Source organism: Clostridioides sp. LIBA-7678, from assembly GCF_056716065.1.
The window spans coordinates 2,283,172-2,306,039 of the sequence record NZ_CP196987.1; the positions used below are offsets into that span (position 1 = coordinate 2,283,172).

Annotated in this window: 28 protein-coding genes; 7 read left to right on the top strand and 21 right to left on the bottom strand. The window is 26.1% G+C overall.

Translation table 11 applies throughout. The features are described 5' to 3' along the window. Positions 1-185 precede the first annotated feature (185 nt). Entirely contained in the window at positions 186-884 is a 699-nt protein-coding gene (locus ACTG46_RS11105; protein ID WP_479922824.1) for an alpha/beta hydrolase, read from the top strand. A 380-nt stretch (positions 885-1,264) separates the two neighbouring features. On the opposite strand, the gene ACTG46_RS11110 is transcribed toward ACTG46_RS11105, so the two are convergent. Then, positions 1,265-1,753, bottom strand: a complete 489-nt coding sequence (locus tag ACTG46_RS11110; protein WP_054270491.1) for a DUF2975 domain-containing protein — start codon at positions 1,751-1,753, stop codon at positions 1,265-1,267. 143 nt (positions 1,754-1,896) lie between these two features. On the opposite strand from ACTG46_RS11110, the gene ACTG46_RS11115 reads away from it, so the two are divergent. Together ACTG46_RS11115 and ACTG46_RS11120 are read left to right on the top strand one after the other, a co-directional pair. Beyond that, on the top strand, positions 1,897-2,364 hold the full coding sequence (locus ACTG46_RS11115; protein ID WP_054270492.1) for a DUF2975 domain-containing protein: 468 nt from the start codon (positions 1,897-1,899) through the stop codon (positions 2,362-2,364). Positions 2,365-2,374: 10 nt separating this feature from the next. Beyond that, entirely contained in the window at positions 2,375-2,590 is a 216-nt protein-coding gene (locus ACTG46_RS11120) for a helix-turn-helix domain-containing protein (protein WP_054270493.1), read from the top strand. A 48-nt stretch (positions 2,591-2,638) separates the two neighbouring features. Here the strand turns inward: ACTG46_RS11120 and hcp are convergent, their stop codons facing one another. Beyond that, complete coding sequence (gene hcp / locus ACTG46_RS11125; protein WP_479922825.1) at positions 2,639-4,297, bottom strand: hydroxylamine reductase; 1,659 nt, start codon at positions 4,295-4,297, stop codon at positions 2,639-2,641. Between the two features lie 593 nt (positions 4,298-4,890). Here hcp and ACTG46_RS11130 point away from each other — a divergent pair. Further along, positions 4,891-5,208 (top strand): hypothetical protein, encoded by a 318-nt coding sequence (locus ACTG46_RS11130; protein WP_479922826.1) that lies wholly within the window; start codon positions 4,891-4,893, stop codon positions 5,206-5,208. Positions 5,209-5,318: 110 nt separating this feature from the next. Here the strand turns inward: ACTG46_RS11130 and ACTG46_RS11135 are convergent, their stop codons facing one another. From ACTG46_RS11135 to ACTG46_RS11150, 4 genes are all read right to left on the bottom strand, one after another. Next, positions 5,319-5,546, bottom strand: a complete 228-nt coding sequence (locus tag ACTG46_RS11135) for a hypothetical protein (RefSeq protein ID WP_054270496.1) — start codon at positions 5,544-5,546, stop codon at positions 5,319-5,321. A gap of 285 nt (positions 5,547-5,831) precedes the next feature. Continuing rightward, positions 5,832-6,107, bottom strand: a complete 276-nt coding sequence (locus tag ACTG46_RS11140) for a heavy metal-binding domain-containing protein (protein ID WP_021384859.1) — start codon at positions 6,105-6,107, stop codon at positions 5,832-5,834. A gap of 165 nt (positions 6,108-6,272) precedes the next feature. Next, on the bottom strand, positions 6,273-7,064 hold the full coding sequence (locus ACTG46_RS11145) for a class I SAM-dependent methyltransferase (protein ID WP_479922827.1): 792 nt from the start codon (positions 7,062-7,064) through the stop codon (positions 6,273-6,275). A gap of 31 nt (positions 7,065-7,095) precedes the next feature. Then, positions 7,096-7,683, bottom strand: a complete 588-nt coding sequence (locus ACTG46_RS11150) for a TetR/AcrR family transcriptional regulator (RefSeq protein ID WP_054270498.1) — start codon at positions 7,681-7,683, stop codon at positions 7,096-7,098. Positions 7,684-8,334: 651 nt separating this feature from the next. Here ACTG46_RS11150 and ACTG46_RS11155 point away from each other — a divergent pair. Next, a complete protein-coding gene (locus ACTG46_RS11155) occupies positions 8,335-8,664 on the top strand; it encodes an accessory gene regulator B family protein (RefSeq protein WP_479924067.1) in 330 nt (109 codons plus the stop codon). A gap of 1 nt (position 8,665) precedes the next feature. Then, positions 8,666-8,803: a cyclic lactone autoinducer peptide gene (locus ACTG46_RS11160; protein WP_167640657.1), complete on the top strand. Its 138-nt coding sequence runs from the start codon at positions 8,666-8,668 to the stop codon at positions 8,801-8,803. Positions 8,804-9,300: 497 nt separating this feature from the next. Here ACTG46_RS11160 and ACTG46_RS11165 read toward each other — a convergent pair whose 3' ends face one another. The 13 genes from ACTG46_RS11165 to ACTG46_RS11225 all read right to left on the bottom strand — a co-directional run bounded on the left by ACTG46_RS11165 (position 9,301) and on the right by ACTG46_RS11225 (position 19,267). Continuing rightward, positions 9,301-9,603 carry an N-acetylmuramoyl-L-alanine amidase gene (locus ACTG46_RS11165; protein WP_479922828.1) on the bottom strand — a complete coding sequence of 101 codons (303 nt, stop codon included), beginning with the start codon at positions 9,601-9,603 and terminating at the stop codon, positions 9,301-9,303. 155 nt (positions 9,604-9,758) lie between these two features. Further along, complete coding sequence (locus ACTG46_RS11170; protein ID WP_479922829.1) at positions 9,759-10,286, bottom strand: DUF1643 domain-containing protein; 528 nt, start codon at positions 10,284-10,286, stop codon at positions 9,759-9,761. 781 nt (positions 10,287-11,067) lie between these two features. Beyond that, complete coding sequence (locus ACTG46_RS11175) at positions 11,068-11,319, bottom strand: hypothetical protein (protein ID WP_479922830.1); 252 nt, start codon at positions 11,317-11,319, stop codon at positions 11,068-11,070. Between the two features lie 182 nt (positions 11,320-11,501). Then, positions 11,502-11,627, bottom strand: a complete 126-nt coding sequence (locus ACTG46_RS11180; RefSeq protein ID WP_265340534.1) for a phage tail assembly chaperone — start codon at positions 11,625-11,627, stop codon at positions 11,502-11,504. Further along, positions 11,624-11,722, bottom strand: a complete 99-nt coding sequence (locus tag ACTG46_RS11185; RefSeq protein ID WP_479924068.1) for a hypothetical protein — start codon at positions 11,720-11,722, stop codon at positions 11,624-11,626. Before ACTG46_RS11185 ends, ACTG46_RS11180 begins: the two co-directional genes overlap by 4 nt. A gap of 31 nt (positions 11,723-11,753) precedes the next feature. Next, positions 11,754-11,900, bottom strand: coding sequence for a phage tail assembly chaperone (locus ACTG46_RS11190; protein ID WP_243193726.1), 147 nt, complete (start codon positions 11,898-11,900; stop codon positions 11,754-11,756). 534 nt (positions 11,901-12,434) lie between these two features. Then, complete coding sequence (locus ACTG46_RS11195; protein ID WP_284182020.1) at positions 12,435-12,560, bottom strand: hypothetical protein; 126 nt, start codon at positions 12,558-12,560, stop codon at positions 12,435-12,437. Between the two features lie 49 nt (positions 12,561-12,609). After that, complete coding sequence (locus tag ACTG46_RS11200) at positions 12,610-13,011, bottom strand: hypothetical protein (protein WP_074178224.1); 402 nt, start codon at positions 13,009-13,011, stop codon at positions 12,610-12,612. Between the two features lie 435 nt (positions 13,012-13,446). Beyond that, entirely contained in the window at positions 13,447-15,075 is a 1,629-nt protein-coding gene (locus ACTG46_RS11205) for an IS1182 family transposase (RefSeq protein ID WP_167641160.1), read from the bottom strand. 96 nt (positions 15,076-15,171) lie between these two features. Beyond that, positions 15,172-15,738: a hypothetical protein gene (locus ACTG46_RS11210; RefSeq protein WP_407814904.1), complete on the bottom strand. Its 567-nt coding sequence runs from the start codon at positions 15,736-15,738 to the stop codon at positions 15,172-15,174. A gap of 915 nt (positions 15,739-16,653) precedes the next feature. Continuing rightward, complete coding sequence (locus tag ACTG46_RS11215) at positions 16,654-17,526, bottom strand: MurR/RpiR family transcriptional regulator (RefSeq protein ID WP_021384902.1); 873 nt, start codon at positions 17,524-17,526, stop codon at positions 16,654-16,656. A gap of 400 nt (positions 17,527-17,926) precedes the next feature. Further along, entirely contained in the window at positions 17,927-18,508 is a 582-nt protein-coding gene (gene mnmM, locus ACTG46_RS11220; RefSeq protein ID WP_054276862.1) for a tRNA 5-(aminomethyl)-2-thiouridylate-methyltransferase MnmM, read from the bottom strand. Between the two features lie 42 nt (positions 18,509-18,550). Further along, on the bottom strand, positions 18,551-19,267 hold the full coding sequence (locus ACTG46_RS11225) for a pseudouridine synthase (protein WP_074178226.1): 717 nt from the start codon (positions 19,265-19,267) through the stop codon (positions 18,551-18,553). 191 nt (positions 19,268-19,458) lie between these two features. Here ACTG46_RS11225 and ACTG46_RS11230 point away from each other — a divergent pair, with 191 nt between their 5' ends. Next, complete coding sequence (locus ACTG46_RS11230; protein WP_054270505.1) at positions 19,459-20,544, top strand: AI-2E family transporter; 1,086 nt, start codon at positions 19,459-19,461, stop codon at positions 20,542-20,544. Positions 20,545-20,705: 161 nt separating this feature from the next. Here the strand turns inward: ACTG46_RS11230 and ACTG46_RS11235 are convergent, their stop codons facing one another. Then, positions 20,706-21,362, bottom strand: coding sequence for an outer membrane protein assembly factor BamD (locus tag ACTG46_RS11235; RefSeq protein WP_054270506.1), 657 nt, complete (start codon positions 21,360-21,362; stop codon positions 20,706-20,708). Positions 21,363-21,566: 204 nt separating this feature from the next. Further along, positions 21,567-22,859, bottom strand: a complete 1,293-nt coding sequence (gene lysA, locus ACTG46_RS11240; protein WP_054270507.1) for a diaminopimelate decarboxylase — start codon at positions 22,857-22,859, stop codon at positions 21,567-21,569. Positions 22,860-22,868 lie beyond the last annotated feature (9 nt).

Below are 22,868 nucleotides of genomic sequence, written 5' to 3' on the forward strand. Positions count from 1 at the left end.
ACTTAGAAAATATTTTATACTGTTATAAAGTATTGACAATTTGATTTCAATTCAATACAATACTAATTATATTAGTTTTTTAGCTAATTTAATTAGTATTTTGCTAATTTGTTTCATTGCAATATTATTTTATAATTTGCTTAATTATAGAAATAACTACTATGTCAAACTGAGAGGAGATTTTTATGCAAAAAAAATATTTTAAAATTCATGGGATTCCTTCAATTCTTTGGGGAAATCCTTCAAATCAATTGTATATTTACATACATGGACAATCAGGTTATAAAGAGGAGGCTGAAGCTTTTGCCAATATCGCTGTTTATCATGGATATCAGGTTTTAAGTATAGATTTACCTGAACATGGAGAGCGTAAAAAAGAAAATAATTCATTTGACCCTTGGCATGTTGTCCCAGAGTTATCAACTATTATGGAATATGTAAAGTGTCATTGGAATCAAATTTCTTTATATGCAAATAGTATTGGAGCATGGTATAGTATGTTGAGCTTTGAAAGAGATACATTAAAAGAATGCATTTTTGTTTCTCCAATTCTTGATATGCAACAGCTCATTTCAAATATGATGCTTTGGGCAAATGTATCAGAAGAACAACTTAAACATGAACTAGTTATTCCAACTTCATTTGGGCATACTCTTTCTTGGGAATATCTATTATATGCAAAAAAACATCCTATTACTAAATGGAATGTACCAACAAAAATATTATATGGCAGATATGATGAACTTACTGAAATCAGTGTGGTAGAAAAATTTGTACAAAAATTTGATTGTAGTCTAACTATTCTTGAAAATAGCAAACATTGGTTTAACACTCCAGAAGAACTAAACGCATTAGATGAATGGATAAATACCTCATTTAAATAAAAAATAACAATATTCTTTTCATGATTACATTGTCTATAAGCCTTTAATTAATTTTGATGTTATTTAAGGTAATTAAATAGACAATAAATTAATTGTTATTTAAAAACTTTAAAAGTATACAAAATCTTAAACAAGCACTAATAATTAATTGACATAGAGAGAAGAAAGATAAATATTATCTTTCCCTCTCTCTTCTATACAGTGTACAGTTTTTACTTGTTGTTATCAATAAACTGTATTTATGTACAAAACTCAATCTTTTATCTCTTACTAATATATGCATATTTATTGTGACATTAAGGTTATGATATTAAATAAATCTAATAAAATTAATTATAAAAAAATAATAATAAAATATTATCACTCAAATTTTAAGTCTACTATATAGTTTTATCATTTTCTTCTTTTATTTCAATAATCTTCTTAAATAAAATTGATAAAACTAAAGTCAAAAAACCTATAGATAATGAAACAAATGACACTATAACTGAAGGTATTATAGTAATTGCATATAAATATACATCATAGAAATAATATAATATTATCACTACAAAATTAAATATAAAAATCTCACTAAATGCACATACAGATATTTTTTTTAAGTCTTTAGGTATTTCTTTTGAAAATGGTTTATTGATTGCTAATAATTTGCATAATTTTTTTAATATAAACAATGACACAATATATGGGATAGCACATATATATATAGCCACTGATATCACAGTTGGCATGTTCGTATCTGTAATACCCACACCACTTTTAAAATATGCAGTCAATACTAATGGCACTAAAATAAGTGATAATAAGGTCAAAATTATTCCGACCAATACAATATTATTTAATATTTTAGAACTTAAATTCTTTTTCATATAAACTTACCACCTTATACATTCTTATTTTTAATATATATTATAATAGTTTTATATGTTATGTCAATAATTTATTATTGAAAAACAATAAATTATATATTATAATCAATAATATAGTCTATGTTAAGGAGAGAATATTTTTTATGATTACAAAATTTTTTAGTAACATTTTATCAATCTTTCTATATTTTATATTATTAATTTTGGGAGTTGCTGGTATAACATTTTTGTGTATGATACCTATGTTTTTGTATGATTTTAGTTCTGATAAATTAATTACTTTAATTGCAAGAATACTATATTTTTCTGACTACTTTATAGTCATTTTATTCTTAATATTTATAATTAATAGCACTAAATACTCACCTTTTATACTTGAAAATGTAAAGAGATTTAAAATAATGGGATATTGCTTGTTAGTCAATACCATGATTGAATGTATCAATGGTTACAGTTTGAATACAAACAATCTAATAATTTTTGGAAGCGACAATGGTGGTATTTCACCACTTATGATTATTTCTTTTATATTCGCACTAATGTGTTTTGTAATTGCTGAAACATTTGATAAAGCTATAAAAATAAAAGAAGATAATGACTTGACAATATAGAGGTGATGTTATGGCAATTATAGTTAATCTAGATGTAATGATGGCAAAAAGAAAAATATCACTTAAAGATTTGGCTGAAAAAATAGATATTACAAATGCTAATTTATCAATATTAAAAACTGGAAAAGCAAAAGCCATTAGATTCACTACTTTAAATGAAATTTGTAAAGCTTTAGAATGTCAGCCAGGAGATATACTTGAGTATGTAGAAGATGAAGATGATTAAAAAAGAGTGTTTAAAACACTCTTTTTTGATTATAATCTAAAATTTTTATTACTTTGCTGGGATATTTAAGCATGTTGCCAAGTCCTTTTCAGGAGTACTAATAGGTATTAAATTAAATGTATCAACTAAATACTGTAGTACATTTGGACTTATAAATGCTGGTAAACTTGGTCCTAAATATATATTTTTTATATCTAATGATAATAATGCCAACAAATCTGCTACTGCTTTTTGTTCATACCATGACAATATTATTGAAAGAGGAAGGCTATTTACATCTGTGTCAAATGCATCAGCTAAAGCTAAGGCTATTCTTACTGCTGAGTAAGCATCATTACATTGACCAACATCTAACAGTCTAGGTAATCCTGCTACTTCCCCAAAATTTAACTTATTAAATCTATATTTCCCACATGCAAGAGTTAGAATTATACAATCTTCTGGTACTTGTTTAGCAAATTCTGTATAATAGTTTCTACCAGGTCTTGCACCATCACATCCTCCAATCAGGAAAAAATGTCTTATCTTTCCAGATTTAACTGAATCTATTATTGCAGGTGCATTACTTAATATAGCTTTATGCCCAAAACCAACTAATATTTCGTGCGGCTCTTCACTTTCCTTAAATCCACCTAATTCTAGTGCTTTATTTATTATTTCACTAAAATCTTTTTCTCCATTTTCATTTTTACCTATATACTTTACTCCATCCCATCCAACAACACTAGTCGTAAAAATTCTATCTTTATAAGAATCTCTAGGTTTCATCAAACAATTTGTTGTCATTAATATACATCCTGGTATAGAATCAAACTCTTTTTGTTGGTCTTGCCACGCTCCACCAAAATTACCTACTAAATGAGAGTATTTATTTAATTCTGGATATCCATGACAAGGAATCATTTCTCCATGAGTATATATATTTATTCCTTTTCCTTCTGTCTGTTTGAGTAACATTTCTAAATCTTTTAAATCATGCCCCGATACTATTATAAAAGGTCCTTTTTTTATTTTGACATTTACCTTATGAGGTTCTGGATTTTTATAAACAGTAGTATTAGCTTCATCTAGTTTTTGCATTACAGCGACACTCATATCTCCAGTCTTAAGAGTCAATGTTATTAAATTTTCTAAAGAAATATCATCATCTGTAATTGCTGATAGTGCTCTAAAATAAAATTCATCTACTTGATTATTATAATATCCAAGTTCTCTAGCTTGATGTCCATAGGCACTTATACCTTTTAACCCATAAAGTATTGTCATTCTAAGTGAACGTATGTCAGGATTTAAACTTTCATCAAACATTATTCCAGCTCTCTTAGCATCTTCTAACATTTGACTTCTTGTATCACTCAAATTATATTCAGTATATTCATTACTTTTAATAGATTCTTTAATTCTTTCTCTTAATCTCTGCTTTATTTCTTGTGATTTTCTAAGCATTTCTTCATGAGCATCACCATCAAAATTAACATTAGTTAGAGTCGTAAACAGACTATTTTCTACAAAAGAAACTATTTCTTTATCTATTTCTTCTCCATTATCTATAAGAACTTTAGCATAACAACTTATACCTTTTAATTGATAAATTAATAAATCTTGAAGTGCTGCTATTTCTGGTGTCTTACCACAAACCCCTATCTTTGTACATCCTTTTCCACCTACTGTCTGTTCACATTGGTAGCAAAACATAGAATTTTCCATTTGCTTATACCTCCTTTTATCTCATTACATAGTTTATCCAAATATGTTATAGAGTATAAAATTATATTAAAGTTTTTAAACAATATAGGTATTCTTTTACAAAACATGCAGTACCAAAGAAGTATATAGTAATTTGAGCAATATAAAAAATAACTGATTTTCAATATATGACAATCAGTTATTTTATATCCAGAATATCCATCAAGTATATTATGTTTATTGTATGTCATATTTACAACTAATTTTTTTGAAATGTATTATATCATTATTAATTTTCACTGTATATATTTGTAATATTTTAGACTCTTTTTATCTATATACTACTGCTATACTTTAATTAAGAAAAACAAATCTTATACAAGCTGGTGATTATATGAAAAGAAAACTTTTAATTTTTTTCCTATACTACATATTAGGCATACTTATTTCATATTTTATACTTATTTCTATATTTAAAAAGAAAATAGAAATTCACACTATAGTTGGAATGCTAACAGGTGCTTGTATATTTTATTTTTTGGCACATTTATTTACTAAAAAAAATAAAATTTAACTCAGCTCTATTTTATTAAATTTTAAAGGAGGTACCTACTATGAGTTTTAATAATATCAATCTTATACTTATTGGAATAGGTATTATAATAGGGACTACAATAAGGTATTTAATTAAACGGAAAACTAATTTTTGTAGTGAAAGATATTTCAATAAATTAGAATTAAAATATGGGAATATAGATAGAAAAAAAACTGTTAAACTAGATATATTTTATAGCTATTTAATAAGCTTTGAATATATAACAATGGGTTTATTCATAAAAAAATCAGAGAGTACAATAATAGTAATAATAGTAGTAGCAATTATAACAGCCATATTGTATTATTTAATTAGAAAAAGATATATCGTTCTATAAACTTTGAATTTATTAAAAAAGAAGGTAACAACTAACTCTAGCTGATACCTTCTAATCATATATATTAAATAAAAACTTCTAATTTAATTTTCAAAATTTCTCCCATATAACTATTTCATGCAAGCGACTCCTAAACAATCTAAATATCTTTTGCTATATTCTGGTTTAAATTTATGCACTGAATAAGAACCTTGAAGTACAAATATTTGCTTACCTAACTCTGGCTCTAAAGTAAAACTTTCATATTTTTTTAATGTTAATTTTTTTCCCGTTGTTATAGTGTTCCCTTTTCTAGTTAAAAATGTAATCTTACCTATTATTCTTGCTGGTATTGTCAAACCAGTAAATCACTCGATAGACCAACTACTAAATTATTCTCTTTTGTCATTTTTATAATATAAATCCTAATATGTATACTTATAATCACCACTGTACATTATAGTGCCTTTAAGCATATTTTTTACTTATACATTATCATTTATATTTTTATTTAATGCTCCTTTTGCTATTAATTTTGTAAATATGTCTTTATGCTTTACTACATAGTAATTATTTTATATATTACCATAATATATAAAATAGACCATCGATTAAAGTGACCCTTTGAATTAATCTATATTTCATTATAAAGTTTTTACAGCTGTTCCATACGCAAATATTTCAACAACTTGTTTTTTGCTTGCAAATCCATCTGCCACAGCAATACGATATTCAAATTGGCAATTAATTACAGCATTTCCACCTAATTGTTCACATTTTTTCTTTAATTGTTCTTTTACTCCTTTAAACGCTGAATTTGGGTCTGCACCTCTAAAAATTCCTTCCTTATGAGAGTCTATTGCAAATATAGCATCTATAACCCCATATTCTTCTTTAATATCTCCAGTACTTATAATCATATCTATTTCCTCCAATACCTTTTCTTTAATAGTAGTCTAAATTATGTAGTATTTCAACAAAAACAATTATACTTTTATAATACTTTTAAAACTACATTAATTGGTGTAAGTTCATAAATAACAACCATCAATTTATAAAATATCTCTAAATTTAAATCCATATACTTATTTTCTGAATATATCAATCGCATGACTTGTAACTCCCAATAAATCTTCACGTTCACAAGTAGCAAAATGATATTTCAGATATAATTCAAATGTGTCATTGTCCATTGCATCTACTGCTTCACGCATAAATAATGCACATCCATCTGATGCTACATAATGCAATCGGGTTACAGGAAATATGGACATTAAATTATCAATATCTTCTTTACGTACAAGTTCAAATAAATCCTTTGACTCGGATTTGGTGTCAAATGTCAGAGAATCGATTAATCCTTTTTCAACATATTCAGCAACATTAATATTACTGCGTTTAAACCCTTCATCAAGAAGACATCCATCAGATATGACATATGCAGCGAAAATCACTCCTCCTTGTTTTGTTACACGAATTGCTTCACAAAGAGCTTGTTGTTTATCTTCTATGCTATAAAGATGGTATAGTGGACCTAATAGCAACGTCATATCATATTTATTGTCAGGAAAAATAGATAAGTCCTTGGCATTACCTTGAGTGATGGTTATATCTTCATCAGATTGTGTATTTTGATTGAAAATCTCTATATTATGCTCTACTAACTCCACTGCATCAACTGTATATCCTTGACGTGCCAACGTATGAGAATATCGTCCAGTTCCAGCCCCAACTTCAAGAACATGGTCGTTAGGTTTTATATATTTCTCAATATAACGCATAGTTGTAAAAAACTCAATTAATCCATGCTTTAATCTCAGTCTACTATCTTCATCATAATTATTATAAAAATCAATTAAATATTTGTTTGTTTTCATATTATACTCCTTCTATATTAATTATTAAACATCAAATAGATAAATTCCAATCTGGTTTTTCTTGTATTATAAAAGCTGACAATATCTTTCTTACCATTTTTTCAGCACTATTTCTATCTAATGTTAATTTTTTCGTTGCCACTAAGACTGCTATACCATGTGTATAAAGGAATAAATCCAAGAATATTACTTTTGCACGTTCTAATTCTATTCCAATGATTTCTGAAAAATCTCTTGCCCTTTTTTCATTGTCAATCTCATTGTAAAAATCCTTTGCCTCTGTCATATTCAAATCCATATCATTTATAAATAATAACTTAAATAAATGTATTTCTTCTTGAGCAAATTCAATATATGAAAGAGGAAGAATTAAATAAGGGCTAACATTTACAGAATTACTGTAATTAGTGACATACTGCTTGTAGTATTCATATGCAAAAGCAAGAAATTCGTTTTTTAATTCATCCATATTTTCATAGCAAGTAAAAATCGGTCTAGTAGAACATTGTAGTTTGTTTGCTATACTCCTTGCATTTACAGTCTCAAATCCTGTTTCCCTTGTAATTTCCAATACAATATTCAAAATCATTTTTTTTGTTATTTTTGCTTTAGGTGGCATTAAATTTCACTTCCTTATTAGATTTTCAGATTACTAACGTTGTATAACTATTGTTGCATATCAAATTAACTATGTCAAGGGAGAGTTTTTAATTTTTTACACTCTTACTTATTCTGTAACTTAAAATGTTCCACTTATTATAGTCTAGACTAATTTCTATGAAATTTCTAATAGCTTGACTTTAAGTTTTATTGCTTTTTCCTATCTTTAAGAAGTTATAAGATTATTATTCGTATACAAAATAAGATTTGTCTTGTATTTTCATCTATAAACATTATTTTTTCAACATTCTATATTTTAGATTGTATATACATGTTAGTTAAATGTCAGTTAAATATTTTATCCATAGTTTTTGTATGTTTTTTCTACAACTTATTTATATTTTTATCCACAATAATAAAAAGATATTTTCTATATTTTTATTGATATAACACATCTTCCATTTTATTAATGCTTACATATTTACCTATAAATAAAATCTATAACAATATAAGTATTAAATCTATTAGGATAAAATAACTCTATTATTAAAATTAATACTATATAAATTAATGACTTTGTCAAAATATGGTGCTAAAATAAAATTAGTAAATGATAAATATGAGGGGGTTATATTATGAAAATGGGTAGAAGAATAGCAGCAATATTAGCATTTTTTCTTTATCTATGTTTTTGGGAATTGAGTTAAACAAACTTAATGCTTTATCTATATACATTATGTTAATATCTACTTTAAGTTTTTTATGTATATATTTACTTGCTCCAGTTTGCCACATTAATAACCCATTGGATAAAAATAGATATAAAAAAAATAAATTTTTTTCTAGAGTTATATCTACGATTCTATTAATACTAATTTTTATAGGTTGTATCTATTCTCCCATTTATGACTGTATTATATATATTTCCTCAGCTTTATTTTGGGTAAGTTTACTATTAATTATACAAATCTTTATAAATATAAAAAATAAGGAGTTATAATATGAATAAAATTTTATATAAATTTATGAAATTCTTTGGTGGTGTAGCTATAGCTATAGCCTTTATATCTGCAAACACAACATCAGTATGGTATATTAACCAACCAAAAATGCCTAAAAGTTTAAAGGAGAAATTATAAAAAAGAACCAAAGAATAAGAACTTATTTAAATGCATAATTAAATAAGTTCTTATTTTTTATATTTTCATATGAATTTATTATAAAAACTTCTAACTCTATAATTTAGTTTTTACAAATGCTCTAGCTCTATCTATCGTTGAACACATATAATCAGAATAAATCTCTGTAAATTTTTCTCCTGTAGTCTTGCTTAGCTCTTTCATCTTATTACAAGTAACTCATCCAATAACATACAGATTTTCTGTTTGATGTGGTTTATAATCTTTTATGTCTACAACTAAATAACTTTCTTTTAATATTTTGTAATATAACCCTAAGATGTCTGTTGATATTTTATCATCGCTACTGTGGACTATTCCATGTTTAACTATCTTTTTAACCTATGTATTATCGATATTTTTATTCAATATACCTTCAGCAATCAACTTTGCAACTATATTTTTATTTTTAATATAATAATCTGTATCAGCTTTGCTATCTACGAAACACACATCAATTAGAATTGCTGGTGCTTTGTATGACTAAGCCAATATAATCCACTTTCATCTGATTTTGCACCTCTATTTTTAAATACTGTTTCTAATTTATCATTTACTCTATCTGCATACACTTTGCAATTATTAGTTTTATATATTATTTTTGTACCTCTATAATTTAGTGTTGTATTATTTGCATTAAAGTTAATTTGTACTGCTAAGCCTATGTCTTGTTTATTTGCTATTTGGCATTGTTCAGATAGATAATTATTCGATTTATCTATCTCACCAGTAGTATATACAGTTGCTCCACCTTGTTTCAATCATTTAACAATTAAATCAGTAATATTCTATTTTCATTATTTATTTTCATCTTATTTTAAAATATGCCTCTTTGAAAAGTTCTTCATTCATGAAAACCTCCTTATTTGTATTAAAAAACCCTTGTTAAATAAGAATTCTTTCATCTAGTATATTGTTATAAAATGCTAGCAATATCTATTTGCTCTTCACTTACTATGTTACATATGGATGGATGTTTTGCATCCCCATTTTTATCCAATAGTTTATAAACAATTTTACAATTATTGCACTTTAAAATATCTATAACTTCTTTAATTCGTGTCTTATTTCCATCATTTGACCCCCAAGCTATATAAACTTTCTCTGAGTTATTTATAGCAGATTTAATCCATTTATCATTTTCTTTTTTACCTAATATTTTTATATTACCAGTTACTTTATCACTGTTTGTTTCTATATAAGAATATAAATTGACTATATAAATACCACCATATTCTCTATTATCAACTAAATAGTTTATTACTTTCATACTTGTATTGTCATATTTATATTCATTAGCTGAACTTGGATTAAGCAATATAATTGATGCTTTAGGTTTATCCTCATCCCAGATACATTTTATCAAATACCTATGTTTTTTGTCTTTGCTAAAAACCACCTCACTTTTTATAATTGATTCTCTAATATCTAAACCTTCATTCATAATACATCTCCCTTTTTTAAATTAATTATAATACAAATTGACCCAATAAATGTAAATAAAAAGAACCTATTTAAACTGTTGGTTCTACTTGTGTTTCTTCTTTATCTAATAAACGTGTTAACTTTAAATATTGTTCCTCTGTAATTCTGTTTACTGCGTAAAATACATTCATCTTATGTTGCTTCACCAGTTTGAGGCCATATCTCTTTCCTGGTTGATATGTTGCAGAGTTGCATCTGTTTGCAAAGGCATAAGTTCTTTACTTATACTCAAGACCTTCTTAACTGTTGCATGCTCTGCATCTGTAGCTACTATTTTAAGTGTGTGAATTGCATTGTCTGTAAGTTCATAGTTTATTGTTTTTTCTGTTGTTAAATCTGTAGTAAATGTATCTTTTAGTACATCATCTAAATATCATTCTATTTTGGATAAGTTATTATCTAAGTCATATACTGTAAACTTTGCAATATTGGAATTATATGAATTAACTGTAATAATTAGTTTATTATTTACTCTTGTAAACGTTACTTGTTACAACTCCACATTCTGTGCTAATTTCTATAGAATAAACATTCATAGAATCAATTGCCAATTTTAGTATCTGTTCATCTGTTAAAATAGTAGTACTTTACATCTTTTGAACTAGACCTAATTGAAATAAGCTCATTGTTAATTTTTTCAGTTACTGTAAATAGATAACTTGATTCCAGCTCATCAAATATTCTATGTGATATTTTTAAATTACTATTTATTGTTGATATGATACTAATTCTATTACCTTTTACATCACTTCTTTTTTATCACACAGTATTCCTATTCCTCCTAATAAAGCCAATATAGAACCAAAATTTCTATACTGTGAAATAGATTGTTCTAAATATATATTGTATTGGTTGGTATCCATTGTTCCACCATTTTGTCGCATAATACATTCTATATTAAATTGCCCTAAACCTATACAGCAAAATAACACTATTATTCCAATTACAAAAGCAAATATACATATTGTAAGTTTAATATCCTTATTTTCCATAAATACACCTCTAATAATTTAGATTTCTTTGTTATTTTTTACTTAGTGATATATTATCTACATTACACTATACAACATATATATCCATCTATTTCCAAAATTGTAACATTTTCATATATTAGTAATGTGACTATGCCAATTTAATCTTTAGTTTTAAGTTCTACATTCTTCTCCATCTCGAATTAGTTTTTTGCTTTTTCTATGTTATCTTTAAATGAAGTGTCAAATCCATTAACCTCATTCACTTTTACTGTGTAATTTATATATTCTCCTGTTGTAAGCATTATTTTAATAGCTGAAATTCTCACATTCCTCCATAACTATTTTGTAAATCATCATTCTTTAAATCAAGAAATACTGTTAATGCTACACATAATTCAGCTACATAGCTATTGTAGTCAATTTCACTTGTATATTGCCCTGTAGCTTTCCCATTATTGCCTACAACTTTTAACCCTTTTAGGACACTTTCTTCTTAAGTTTTCGTATTCCTTAGAAGATAAAAATCTTAATTTCCATTCAACTGATTTTCCTTCTTCATCTAAGAATCTATCATCTGCTACATATTTTACATTGTCAATCTTTGTCGTATTTCAGACTAAAAAGCACTTGAATTACTCATATTATTTTAATCTCTTCTTATTGTATATTTTATATTGTACCTGATATTAAATTGAACTTTTTAACTAATTTCCAATACTCACATGTAAATCCCATATCTTCATCCAAATACTCACCATTCCGTTATCCAATATTCATATTTAGCCATATAACCATCTCGTTTTTGTTTGTTTTGAGAATAAAAAAAGAGCCCTTTTTAGGACTCATACCTTTCATATATAGATGTTATTTAATCACAAAGCTATTTTCTTCTTCTATTCCTTTGTTTAAATTCTTAAGCTCTTTTCCATTTTTTCATAACAAATACATCATAAGAATCAAAACTATTATTGTTATGAGTATGGAAAATGAAGCTTTGTTTAAAACTTGTATGGATAAACTATCTATTTCAATAAACAAAGTCAATTCTGTATAAAACCATATCAACATATTATTTCTAGCATTTAAATCTACTACAGTTATATTGTCCTATATATTTATTTTTTCTATTATTATTAAATTATAGTTTCTTCTTTACTCTTCTTACCTTTTAATTTCTCATAATAAAATAAATATTCTTTTAAATACTCTTCATCCATATTAATTTCTTCCAAAGTATAAAATTCAACTTCAAAGGTCAATATCCTTCAAAAACTATTAGACAATTACAAAATACTCAAATTTTCGCTTTTAAGAATTATTTTTTATAGAGTTTATTCCATCCAATAGTACTTTAGAATCTATTTTTAAATATCTAGAATACATCCAAACAACTGGACTACGAATCCTACCTTTAGAACAAGCAATTATTATCTTTTTACTATTGTTATCACTAATAGATAGGAGTTTATCTTTTATATTTTTGCGATTTTTTATTAAACCATATAAAACAATAATTCCTGCAATAGGTTTATTCCTGTGCAGAAAGTCATATTCTTTTTCATCAATAACAGAGATATTATGTTGTAATTTAGTTATACTACCATATTCTGTTGGTGTACGTACATCAACAGTTACTTCATCAACGATTTCACTATGTTTTATTAGATACTGTGGACATAATTTTTTCATGTATACATCTAAGGTTTGCATAAGTATCTCTCCTTAATTTTCTGAATAATATATTAATTTATTATACTATAAAACAAGTGTACTCTTACAGTTATTTATTAATATAAATTTATAATTATTCTAAAAATATTTTAAATATATAATAAGATTTATATAGAGATTTTACTTGAATTTAATTGAATCTTTAAAGCATTATTTTCATAAGGTTTTATATCTTCTAAATTTAAATACACAACTTCTCTTTTATTCATTTGCTGCCTCCAATTCATTAAATAAAAAAGGGGCTGTCGCATGGGCAAATTAAATTTGTTCTGTGAGAGCTCTTTTTACTTATCTTAATAGGTATATTTTTAATTATTTTATATATAGTTTATTTTCTAAGTAAAATTATGCATGACAAATATAAGGTATAAAAATACCATTTTTTCAGATAATATTTGATTATAAATAATAAATTTAGAATGCTTTTTTTAAAGTATGAAGATATATTCCACATTTATTTTTTACTATTTTATTGTGTAGCCTAGAAATGTTATGAGCTATCGCTACAATAATACACTCTGATAGAACATTTTCTTTACCTCGGCTTAAAAATCTTCTAAATTTCATATTTTGTTTTACTTGAGCGAAAGCTCCTTCTGCTTGTATACTTCTATTCACTCTAAGTTCACACCCCTCCGGGCTCATAATTCTATTTAAGTTTTCTTTCCTTTTTTCATGAAACAACTTAGATACTTGTAAGTTTTTAGTCCTATTTTCAAGAGAAATCTTACTATTACTTCTCTTAATGCAACTACTTTTATATTGACAATCATGACATTCTTCACAAGTGTAACAAGTTATTTCGCTTTTATAACCTGTTTTTGACTTTCTATTTATTATTTTATTAGCAAGTAGTTTTTTATTGTTTTTACAAATATAATAATCATTTTTTTCATCATAATCCATGTTATCAATATGTCCAATATTATTTTTATATTTTCTAGTTTTACTAATTTCATAATTTGCAGGTTTTATGAAAGATAATTGATTATTACACTCTAAAAATGTATAGTTTTCCTCACTTTCATACCCAGAATCAGCAACTATTTTAGGATATTTGAATTTTGCATAGTCCTCAATCGATTTTAAAAACGGTATTAATGTTGTCGTATCAGTAGGTTGATGTCCTGAACTTACCCAAACTATATATTCTGAATCTACACCAAATTGTATATTATATGCTGGTTTCAATTGTCCATTTTTCATATGGTCTTCTTTCATTCTCATGAAAGTTGCGTCATTATCTGTTTTAGAATAACTATTCCGTTCACCCATTATATGAAGGTCTTTAGTATACTTTTTCAATCTATCAATATAATTATTTAATTGCTCTATAGATTTTTGAACCATAGATTTTTTCTTTCCTTTTCCATGAACAAATGTTATATTTAATTCTTTTGATATTTTTTTTAGTTTCTTTAAAAGTTTCTTCAAATGGTAGATTTTTATTTTATCTTTATAAATTACTTTAATACCAAAATCAGTTTCACATTTTAATATGAAGTCAGATATATTACTCATCATTTTAGCTATATTTTTATTTATAGCTTTTTTCCAAACAAAAGTATATCTATTTGCAGATGACTCTATTTTTGTGCCATCAATAAATAGAGTGTCCATTGAAATCTCCTTACTATCTCCAAGAAAGTTTGTAAACTGTGCAATCAAAGTTTTGCTTATTGGTGAAAAATGAATACTACGGAATCTTGCAATTGTTGAATGGTCTGGAGGTGAGGCTCCGCCTAGAAGATACATAAAGTTAATATCTCTTTTGCATGCTTTCTCTATTTCTCTTGAAGAATAAATACAGTTCATGTTTGCATATATTATAATTTTCAAAAGTTGTCTAGGGGTTACTTTATTTACTCTAACTCGAGAATAAGTCTTATATAATTTTTCTAAATTCATCTCCTCAATAATTTGACTTAATAACCTTACAGAATCATCTTTTGGAATCATGTAATCAATATTTAGTGGTAACTTAAATTGATAATTATCACCATAAGTAGTATAATCAGTTTGTATAGTATTTTGTTTTAGCATACAATTATTATACAGGAATCCCAAGCTCTTTTGAACTTGGGATTTATTTTTTTATACAAAAAAGGGCGTAGCACTATTTTATAGTGCGACAGCCCCTTAATATACTTTTATTGGTATTCTAAATTCCTTTGTCTCCATATTATCAGCTGATAATACTACCTCTATATAAACGTCTTTTTTAAGCATAACACAGTTTCTAAAATTAAATTGCTCTATTCTAAAATTTATTCCTTTATGGATTGTAGTATTATCTTTTGGATGCCATCTAAGCTCACTATTTATTTGTTCAAAGTTATTATTTTCTTCAATCTCTACTTCCATATTAATAAATTTCAAACTTAATATAGGGCTTTTTGCAACAATTGTACTTTTGTTTTCTATTACAAAATCAACCAAGTTATTACTACGAATCTTAGTATAGATACCAGGTTTATCATCTATCTTATTAGAATCAAGTCTAATATATCCATTACCATTTTCATAATAATCACCAGCTATATTATTCTCATTATTTCTTCTATATTTTAGTATTAATTTGGCTTGTTTATTAGATTCCATAAAAGCTATAATTGATATAATCAAGGCTGCTATTGATGCAAATGATGCAATTACAGAAATTATATTTATATAATTACCAAGAAATTCATTAAACTGATTAAGCATATCTTTTTCTCCTTAAAAACATTACTTTATCTTATTATAGTTGTATAATATTTTTTACATTTATTTTTAATTTATTACACAAACTTCTTACATAAAAAAAGACCATCTATAAAGATGATTCTCTAGACTAAGTATCTATGTTTTTGTTTATACTCTGTAACAGCATCATTTCATGCTTCTTGCTCTCTTATTCCTTTTTCTCTAGCAATTCTTTGTGCTATCTTTCTAACTAATTCAGCACTTTTTAATATTCCTATACTAACCACTTCCTTATCTCTATTTTATATTATATCATATAATAAAGAATAAAGCTAATTATTAGCCAACAGGTACTAATATTAGTTTAGATAATTTCTATCAATTCCTTAATCTTTTTATATACTTCTTTAAATTTAATAACTTCATTGTCCTCTTAATTTATTGTATAAAAAAAGAGCATCTATAAAGATAGTCTAAATCCTATGTATTTTTATTTCTCATCTTTACACCAATTCCTGTCAGTCTTACCCTTTATATAAGTTCTCACTATTTCACCACAATCTAAGCATAAGTCAAAATATGTTTTAGATACCTTAGAGGAAAATCTTGTATTGTATTCCAAACATCTTTTCCTAGAGTATTAAATTCCTCTTCTAAATATGAAAGTGGTTTCTTAAAGGTTGGGTTATACATATATAAAAATAACTATGAATAGATATTCTCTTGTTTTAGAGGAAATGACCAAAGAAGTCTCTAACAATTTAAGCAAAACATTATTCAGATAAACAAAAAACTGACTGTCAGTTAAATGTCAGTTAGACCTAAAAAAAGGAATTTGTCAGTTAAGTGTCAGTCAGTTTTTTTATAATATCTTTGTTTAAATAGGGTTAAATTTGAACATTTTAACCCTTGAAACTATTTATTAATATACAAAATTTACTCATATACAGAATATCTTTTCCAAATTTGTTCCAAATCATCAAAGTGTTGTTTAATATCTTCTTTCTCTTTCATTCCAACAGATATAGCAAGAGCATTTGAAATACTAAGTGCTGGGACTAAAGAATCTACAAATGAAGCCATATTACTTTTAACTAAAAGAGTATTATCTGCAAGTGATGCTACTGGTGCAAACAAACTATCTGTTAATGATATTACATGTGCTCCCTTTTCCTTAGCATAATCGACAATTTGATAAGATTTTTTTGAATAACGAGGGAAACTAATTGCAACTATAACATCTTCTTCATTTATTCTTACAATTTGCTCAAAAGCATCTCCCATATCCATTCTAATTATATGAACATTGTCAAGTATTATATCTAAGTAAAAACCTAAATATTGAGCTACTACAAAAGAACTTCTCATACCAAGTATATATATCTTTCTGGCTCTTAAAAGTTTATTAGAAGCTTCTTTAAATGCTCTTTCATCAATTTCTTCTAATGTGGACCTTATATTATCTATATCACTCTTTAAAACTTTGTTTAATATTGCAAAATCATCGGAATAATCATGTGCCATTTCAACTCTTTGTACTGTAGTTAGCTTATTTTTTATGAGTTCTTGAAGTGCTGCTTGTAATTTAGGATATCCACTATAACCTAAGGCATTTGCAAATCTTACAACAGTAGACTCACTTACACCTACAGTTTCACCTAATTTACATGCAGTCATAAATGCAACTTTATCATAATTATTTAAAATATATTGTGCTATAAGTTTTTGACCTTTACTCAATCTCGTATACTGAGATTGTATATTTGATATCAAATGTTTACTGTCCTTCATTTCATTTGTTTCTTCCATTTTTTTCTCCTTTTAGTTATACAAACTATTTTGTTTTTGTTAATATTGTCTTTTTCTGTAAAAATTCTATTATTTTGTTTTTATCTCAACTTCATATTAATTTTTATTATAACTTCTTAAACTCATAAAATTCTAACTTTTCTGTACCTTATACATCACATAGTATTTTCGATTAAATTTATTATACCATCTTTCCTTGCATTTTTTAATATTTATCCAATATTTCTTTTAAATTTTTCAATTTTTACTCATTTAAAAGTTTCCTATCTTATTTTGCATATTTAAGTATATATTTTATTTTAAAAGCAAACTATCGTATGCTTATTATTTAAAGTATTTTTAAGAGGTCACAATATATATATTAACTCTTAATAGAATCTTGTCAAGTTTTTTTTAGTATTTATTGTGATTTTTTCTTTTCAATTAAAATCAATTGTGGTGGGTTATTGACTTGATTTAAAAATTTAGATTCTAAAACATTAAATTCATCCTGACTTAAATTATTGATAAGATTATATATACAATCTCTTTCCTCTTGACCTCCATCATGCCCTGTATATATAGCGATACTTATTACTCCATTTTCTTTTAACATTTTTAAACTCAACTTTATAGCTTTTAAAGTTGTATCTGGTTTGGTTATAATTGAATGTTTTGCTCTTGGAAGATATCCTAAATTAAATAAAACACATGAAACTTCTTCTTTTATATATTTATTCATATTTTCATGACCATCTAATATTAGTTTTACTCTGTCTACATAGCCTTCTTTTTCTATTTTTTTACTTGTAGACTTTATTGCTTCTTCTTGTACATCAAAGGCATATACAAACCCTTTTTCTCCAACCTTTTCAGCCAGATACATTGTATCATATCCATTTCCCATAGTAGCATCAATTACTATATCACCTTTACTTATAACCTTTTCTAAATAAAATTTATTTATATCTGTAATTTTAGTTAAATATTTTGCATATGCCATAATACTATCTCTCCCTACTGTTAACCTTATTTCATTGTTATCTTATTTTATTGACTTTAAATATTTTATTTCATCTTCTGTTAAGTATCTATATTCTCCGACTTTTATATCTTTTAATTCTATCTTACCTACAGAAATTCTTCTTAAATTTAAAACTGGATGATTTATAGCCTTACACATTTTTCTCACTTGTCTATTTCTTCCCTCATGTATAGTTATTTCACATACAGAATAATTCTTTTCTTTATTTTCTTTAGTTACTCTTATTTTAGCAGGTGCTGTTGTGTAATCTTCTATGTTTAATCCTCTTTCAAACTTTCTTATTTCATCATTACTTATAATTCCCTTCACACTTGCTACATATGTTTTGTTAACCTCATGTTTTGGGTGAGTAAGTTTATATGTTAAGTCTCCATCATTAGTAAGTATCAATAATCCACTAGTTTCATAATCTAGTCTACCTATTGGATACACTCTTTCTTTCACATCTTTAAGTATATCTATTACACTTGGTCTATTAAACTGGTCTTTCACTGTAGTTATATATCCTTCTGGCTTATTTAACACTATATATACATGCTTTTCACTTGGCTTTACTTTTTTATTATCAAATTCCACTATATCCTTATCTTCCTCAATATTAAATGATAACTCTTTTACTACATTTCCATTTACCTTTATTCTTCCTTCAAGAATAATTTCTTCTGCTTTTCTTCTAGATGCAATCCCACAAGAAGCTATATACTTATTAATTCTCATACATAATCCTTTCTTATCTTAAATTATATGTTATTTGATATTTTTATCAATGTTAATTTTGTTACATTATTATACTATACTAGACCTTGATTAAAAACAAGCTAAAAAATTATTTAATTTTCCTAAATAATTGTAATTTCTTTTCACATACTATTAATATGTAATAGCTGACTAAACACTATTTTAAGGAAGTGATTATTATTTCAAAAGAAAATGTAAAATACTATTTAATAGTCGTGTTTATTGGAATTTTATTTTTTAAATTTGTTAATACTCCATCAGATTTTATATCTAGTATTGAAGGATTCTTAAAGTTTTTTGGCCCATTTTTTCTAGCTATTTTGCTTGCTTTACTTTTAAATCCATTAGTAATGCTTTTTGAAATAAGATTTAAAGCACATAGGCTTTTAGCTATTTTTATAGCTTATATATTTATAGGTCTTATTTTAGCTTTTGGAATTAGATTGTTAATTCCATCAATCGCCAATACATTAAACAGGTTAATAAGTGAAATGCCTATGTACACTGATTATATAAACAATTTTATAGAAAAAAATATGTCAAACATAGATTTTTTAAAGACTTTAGTTCCTCACATACAACATAGCTTAGATAATGTGTTAAAAGAGGCAAATGATTCCATTAGTAGAATTCCTAAAAACTTATTAGTCTATGCACTTAGTATATCTTCTATGTTATTTAATATGACAATGGGATTTATACTGTCTATATATATTATATATGACAAAGAAAAAATTGCATTGGGGTTTAAAAAATTACTATACTCTTCTACTGATAGAAACAAAGCAGATGATATTATAGAATTCTTTAGAACTACTCATGACATTTTCTATGATTATTTGATTGGTAGAATATTAGACTCTCTTATTATTGGTATAATTGCATTCTTAGGATTTCAATTTGTTATCAGAATAGAAAATGCTTTATTTTTAGCTTCAATAATATTCTTAGGTAATATAATACCGTATTTTGGTCCTTTTATTGGTGCAATACCTCCAATAGCCATGACAATCTTATATAGCCCACAAAAAACTATCTGGGTTGTTATATTCATATTTATATTACAACAACTAGATGGAAACTTTATAGAACCAAAAGTTATGGGTAATCAAGTTGGTATAGGAGCTATATGGGTAATTTCTGCAATTTTAATAGGTCAATCTCTATTTGGTTTTATAGGTGTTTTCCTTTCAGTGCCAATAGCAGCTGTTGTAAAAACTTATGTTGATAAATATATAGATAATCGGCTACAATAACTTATATTTATTGTATATACTTTTAAATTTTTAATTTCAAATTTAGTTGCTTTTTATTGAACTATTTTATAAAAAATTAGCCCTTAGCAAAAACAATTTGCTAAGAGCTAATTTTTTATAATGCATATTTTATTTATTAAAAATATATGCACATTTTATATTTATTGATTATTTGAACTTTGAGAATTTTCACCACTCTCTGCTCCACCACTAGTATCTGGAGAAGGTGGTGTTGGTGCTGGATTATTATTTGGTTTTTCTTGATTCTGAGAAGAGCTACTATTATTATCAGATTTATCATCATCTGATTTTTTACTGTTATTTTTAGAACTAGATTTATTAGTTTTACTATTTCTACTATAAGAAGTTTTTCTTGCGTCTGATTCTACTCTGTACCTATCTTCTCCTGCTGTATCTTTTGCCTTTTTCTTTCTTTGCTCTTCTGCTTCATTTTGTTCTTTTTCTAATTTAGTTAATTCTTCTTTCTTTTTAGTTGCTTCTTCTTTAATAACAGATGAACCATTTTTTATTTTCTCTATAAGCTTAAGTTCCTTAATTGCATCCTCATAATTTTTCGCTTCTTCAAACTCAGTCATATTTGACATTCTCATAGCTTGCATATACATAGCCCTTGCATTCTCATTAGTATTATCTTCTTCTAATGCAGAGGACAATGATTCCATAGCTTTTTTATAGTCATGTTTTTCTAAGTATGTTTTTCCTTGCTCAGTTAAATTTATTTCATCTTTATTATTAAATGAACATCCTACAAGAAATATAGATAATATCGATATTAATAAAATTACTCTTCCTCTCATTAAACCCCTCCTTGTTATATACTTTAAATTTTATCATAATTAGGAAGTTTTTAAAATATTTTATATTTATTACAAGAAATTTGTTAGTAAAAGAAAAAAATAAGTAGATATGCTATGTATAACTACAACAAACTAAAAATTAATTTAGAGCCATATATACCTTAGTAAATCTACTTATAATAAACTTAATATTTAATTTTCATTCTATACTTCTAAAGCTAATAAATCTTCATAACTTTGTCTCTTACATATTACCTTATCATTTCCATCAAATACTGATACTACTGCTGCTCTTGGTATTTTATTATAATTTGAAGACATTGAATACCCATATGCACCTGTTGATGTCGTTATAAGTATGTCTCCACTTTTAATATCCATTATATCTATATCCCCAATCAATATATCTCCACTTTCACAACATTTTCCAGCTATTGTTACATGATTCATAGTCTCATGGTTAATTTTATTTACAATACTACACTCATAACTAGCTTGATACAGAGAAGGTCTTACATTATCTGTCATACCTCCATCTACACTTACATAAACTCTAACATCTTTTATATCTTTTATTGAACCTACTGTATACAATGTGCTTCCTGCATTTGCAACTATTGATCTTCCTGGTTCTATTACCAATATAGGTACTTCTATCCCAAGCTCTTTACATGAACTTTCCGCTTTAGCAATTATAGTCTCACAGAATTCTTTTATAGTCTTAGGCTTATCTTCTTTACTGTAATAAACCCCTACACCTCCACCTAAGTCAATTTCTGTTAGCTGTATATTGAATTTTTCTTTTATCTCTTTTACTAAGTTCATCATTATGTCCACTGTATCTATGTATGGCTCTACATCAAATATTTGTGAGCCTATATGAGCATGAAGACCCACAAGTCTTATATTCTTGTATTCACTCAATTTCTCTATTGCTCTAAATAAATCTCCATTCACTAAGGCAAATCCAAATTTAGAATCTATCTGTCCAGTTTTTATATAATCGTGTGTATGAGCCTCTATTCCAGGTGTTATTCTAAAATATATTTCTTGAACTTTACCTTTTTCTTCACATAACTTTTCAATCAAATCCAATTCATAAAAATTGTCTACTACGAACTTACCTACACCTAAATCTAATCCCATATTTATTTCTTCTTTAGTCTTATTATTTCCATGGAAGAAAACTTTTTCCATAGGGAAATTTGATTTGTAGGCTGTATATAATTCGCCTCCTGAAACTACATCTAGGCACATTTGTTCTTCATTTATAAGATTACACATATAAATAGGTAAAAAAGCTTTACCTGCATAAGCAACCTTGTTTTTTCCATCTTTGGCTTTAAAATATTCTACATATTCTCTACAGTTTTGTCTTACCAAAGCTTCATCAAATACATAAAGTGGAGTTTGATATTTTTCACTAAGCTCTAAACAACTCACTCCTCCAATATATAATTCATTATCATTTACAGTCATAGTTCCATGAAGTTTCATAATATCCTC

Bases quoted from the DNA above. Each gene is read 5' to 3' on its own strand.
- ACTG46_RS11115 (WP_054270492.1), top strand. From the start codon at position 1,897: ATGATTACAAAATTTTTTAGTAACATTTTATCAATCTTTCTATATTTT.
- hcp (WP_479922825.1), bottom strand. From the start codon at position 4,297: ATGGAAAATTCTATGTTTTGCTACCAATGTGAACAGACAGTAGGTGGA.
- ACTG46_RS11145 (WP_479922827.1), bottom strand. From the start codon at position 7,064: ATGAAAACAAACAAATATTTAATTGATTTTTATAATAATTATGATGAA.
- lysA (WP_054270507.1), bottom strand. From the start codon at position 22,859: ATGAAACTTCATGGAACTATGACTGTAAATGATAATGAATTATATATT.
- ACTG46_RS11130 (WP_479922826.1), top strand. From the start codon at position 4,891: ATGAGTTTTAATAATATCAATCTTATACTTATTGGAATAGGTATTATA.
- ACTG46_RS11110 (WP_054270491.1), bottom strand. From the start codon at position 1,753: ATGAAAAAGAATTTAAGTTCTAAAATATTAAATAATATTGTATTGGTC.
- ACTG46_RS11210 (WP_407814904.1), bottom strand. From the start codon at position 15,738: ATGCTTAATCAGTTTAATGAATTTCTTGGTAATTATATAAATATAATT.
- ACTG46_RS11140 (WP_021384859.1), bottom strand. From the start codon at position 6,107: ATGATTATAAGTACTGGAGATATTAAAGAAGAATATGGGGTTATAGAT.
- ACTG46_RS11160 (WP_167640657.1), top strand. From the start codon at position 8,666: ATGAATAAAATTTTATATAAATTTATGAAATTCTTTGGTGGTGTAGCT.
- ACTG46_RS11225 (WP_074178226.1), bottom strand. From the start codon at position 19,267: ATGAGAATTAATAAGTATATAGCTTCTTGTGGGATTGCATCTAGAAGA.
- ACTG46_RS11105 (WP_479922824.1), top strand. From the start codon at position 186: ATGCAAAAAAAATATTTTAAAATTCATGGGATTCCTTCAATTCTTTGG.
- ACTG46_RS11120 (WP_054270493.1), top strand. From the start codon at position 2,375: ATGGCAATTATAGTTAATCTAGATGTAATGATGGCAAAAAGAAAAATA.
- ACTG46_RS11200 (WP_074178224.1), bottom strand. From the start codon at position 13,011: ATGCAAACCTTAGATGTATACATGAAAAAATTATGTCCACAGTATCTA.
- ACTG46_RS11170 (WP_479922829.1), bottom strand. From the start codon at position 10,286: ATGAATGAAGGTTTAGATATTAGAGAATCAATTATAAAAAGTGAGGTG.
- ACTG46_RS11150 (WP_054270498.1), bottom strand. From the start codon at position 7,683: ATGCCACCTAAAGCAAAAATAACAAAAAAAATGATTTTGAATATTGTA.
- ACTG46_RS11175 (WP_479922830.1), bottom strand. From the start codon at position 11,319: ATGGAAAATAAGGATATTAAACTTACAATATGTATATTTGCTTTTGTA.
- mnmM (WP_054276862.1), bottom strand. From the start codon at position 18,508: ATGGCATATGCAAAATATTTAACTAAAATTACAGATATAAATAAATTT.
- ACTG46_RS11235 (WP_054270506.1), bottom strand. From the start codon at position 21,362: ATGAGAGGAAGAGTAATTTTATTAATATCGATATTATCTATATTTCTT.
- ACTG46_RS11215 (WP_021384902.1), bottom strand. From the start codon at position 17,526: ATGGAAGAAACAAATGAAATGAAGGACAGTAAACATTTGATATCAAAT.
- ACTG46_RS11205 (WP_167641160.1), bottom strand. From the start codon at position 15,075: ATGCTAAAACAAAATACTATACAAACTGATTATACTACTTATGGTGAT.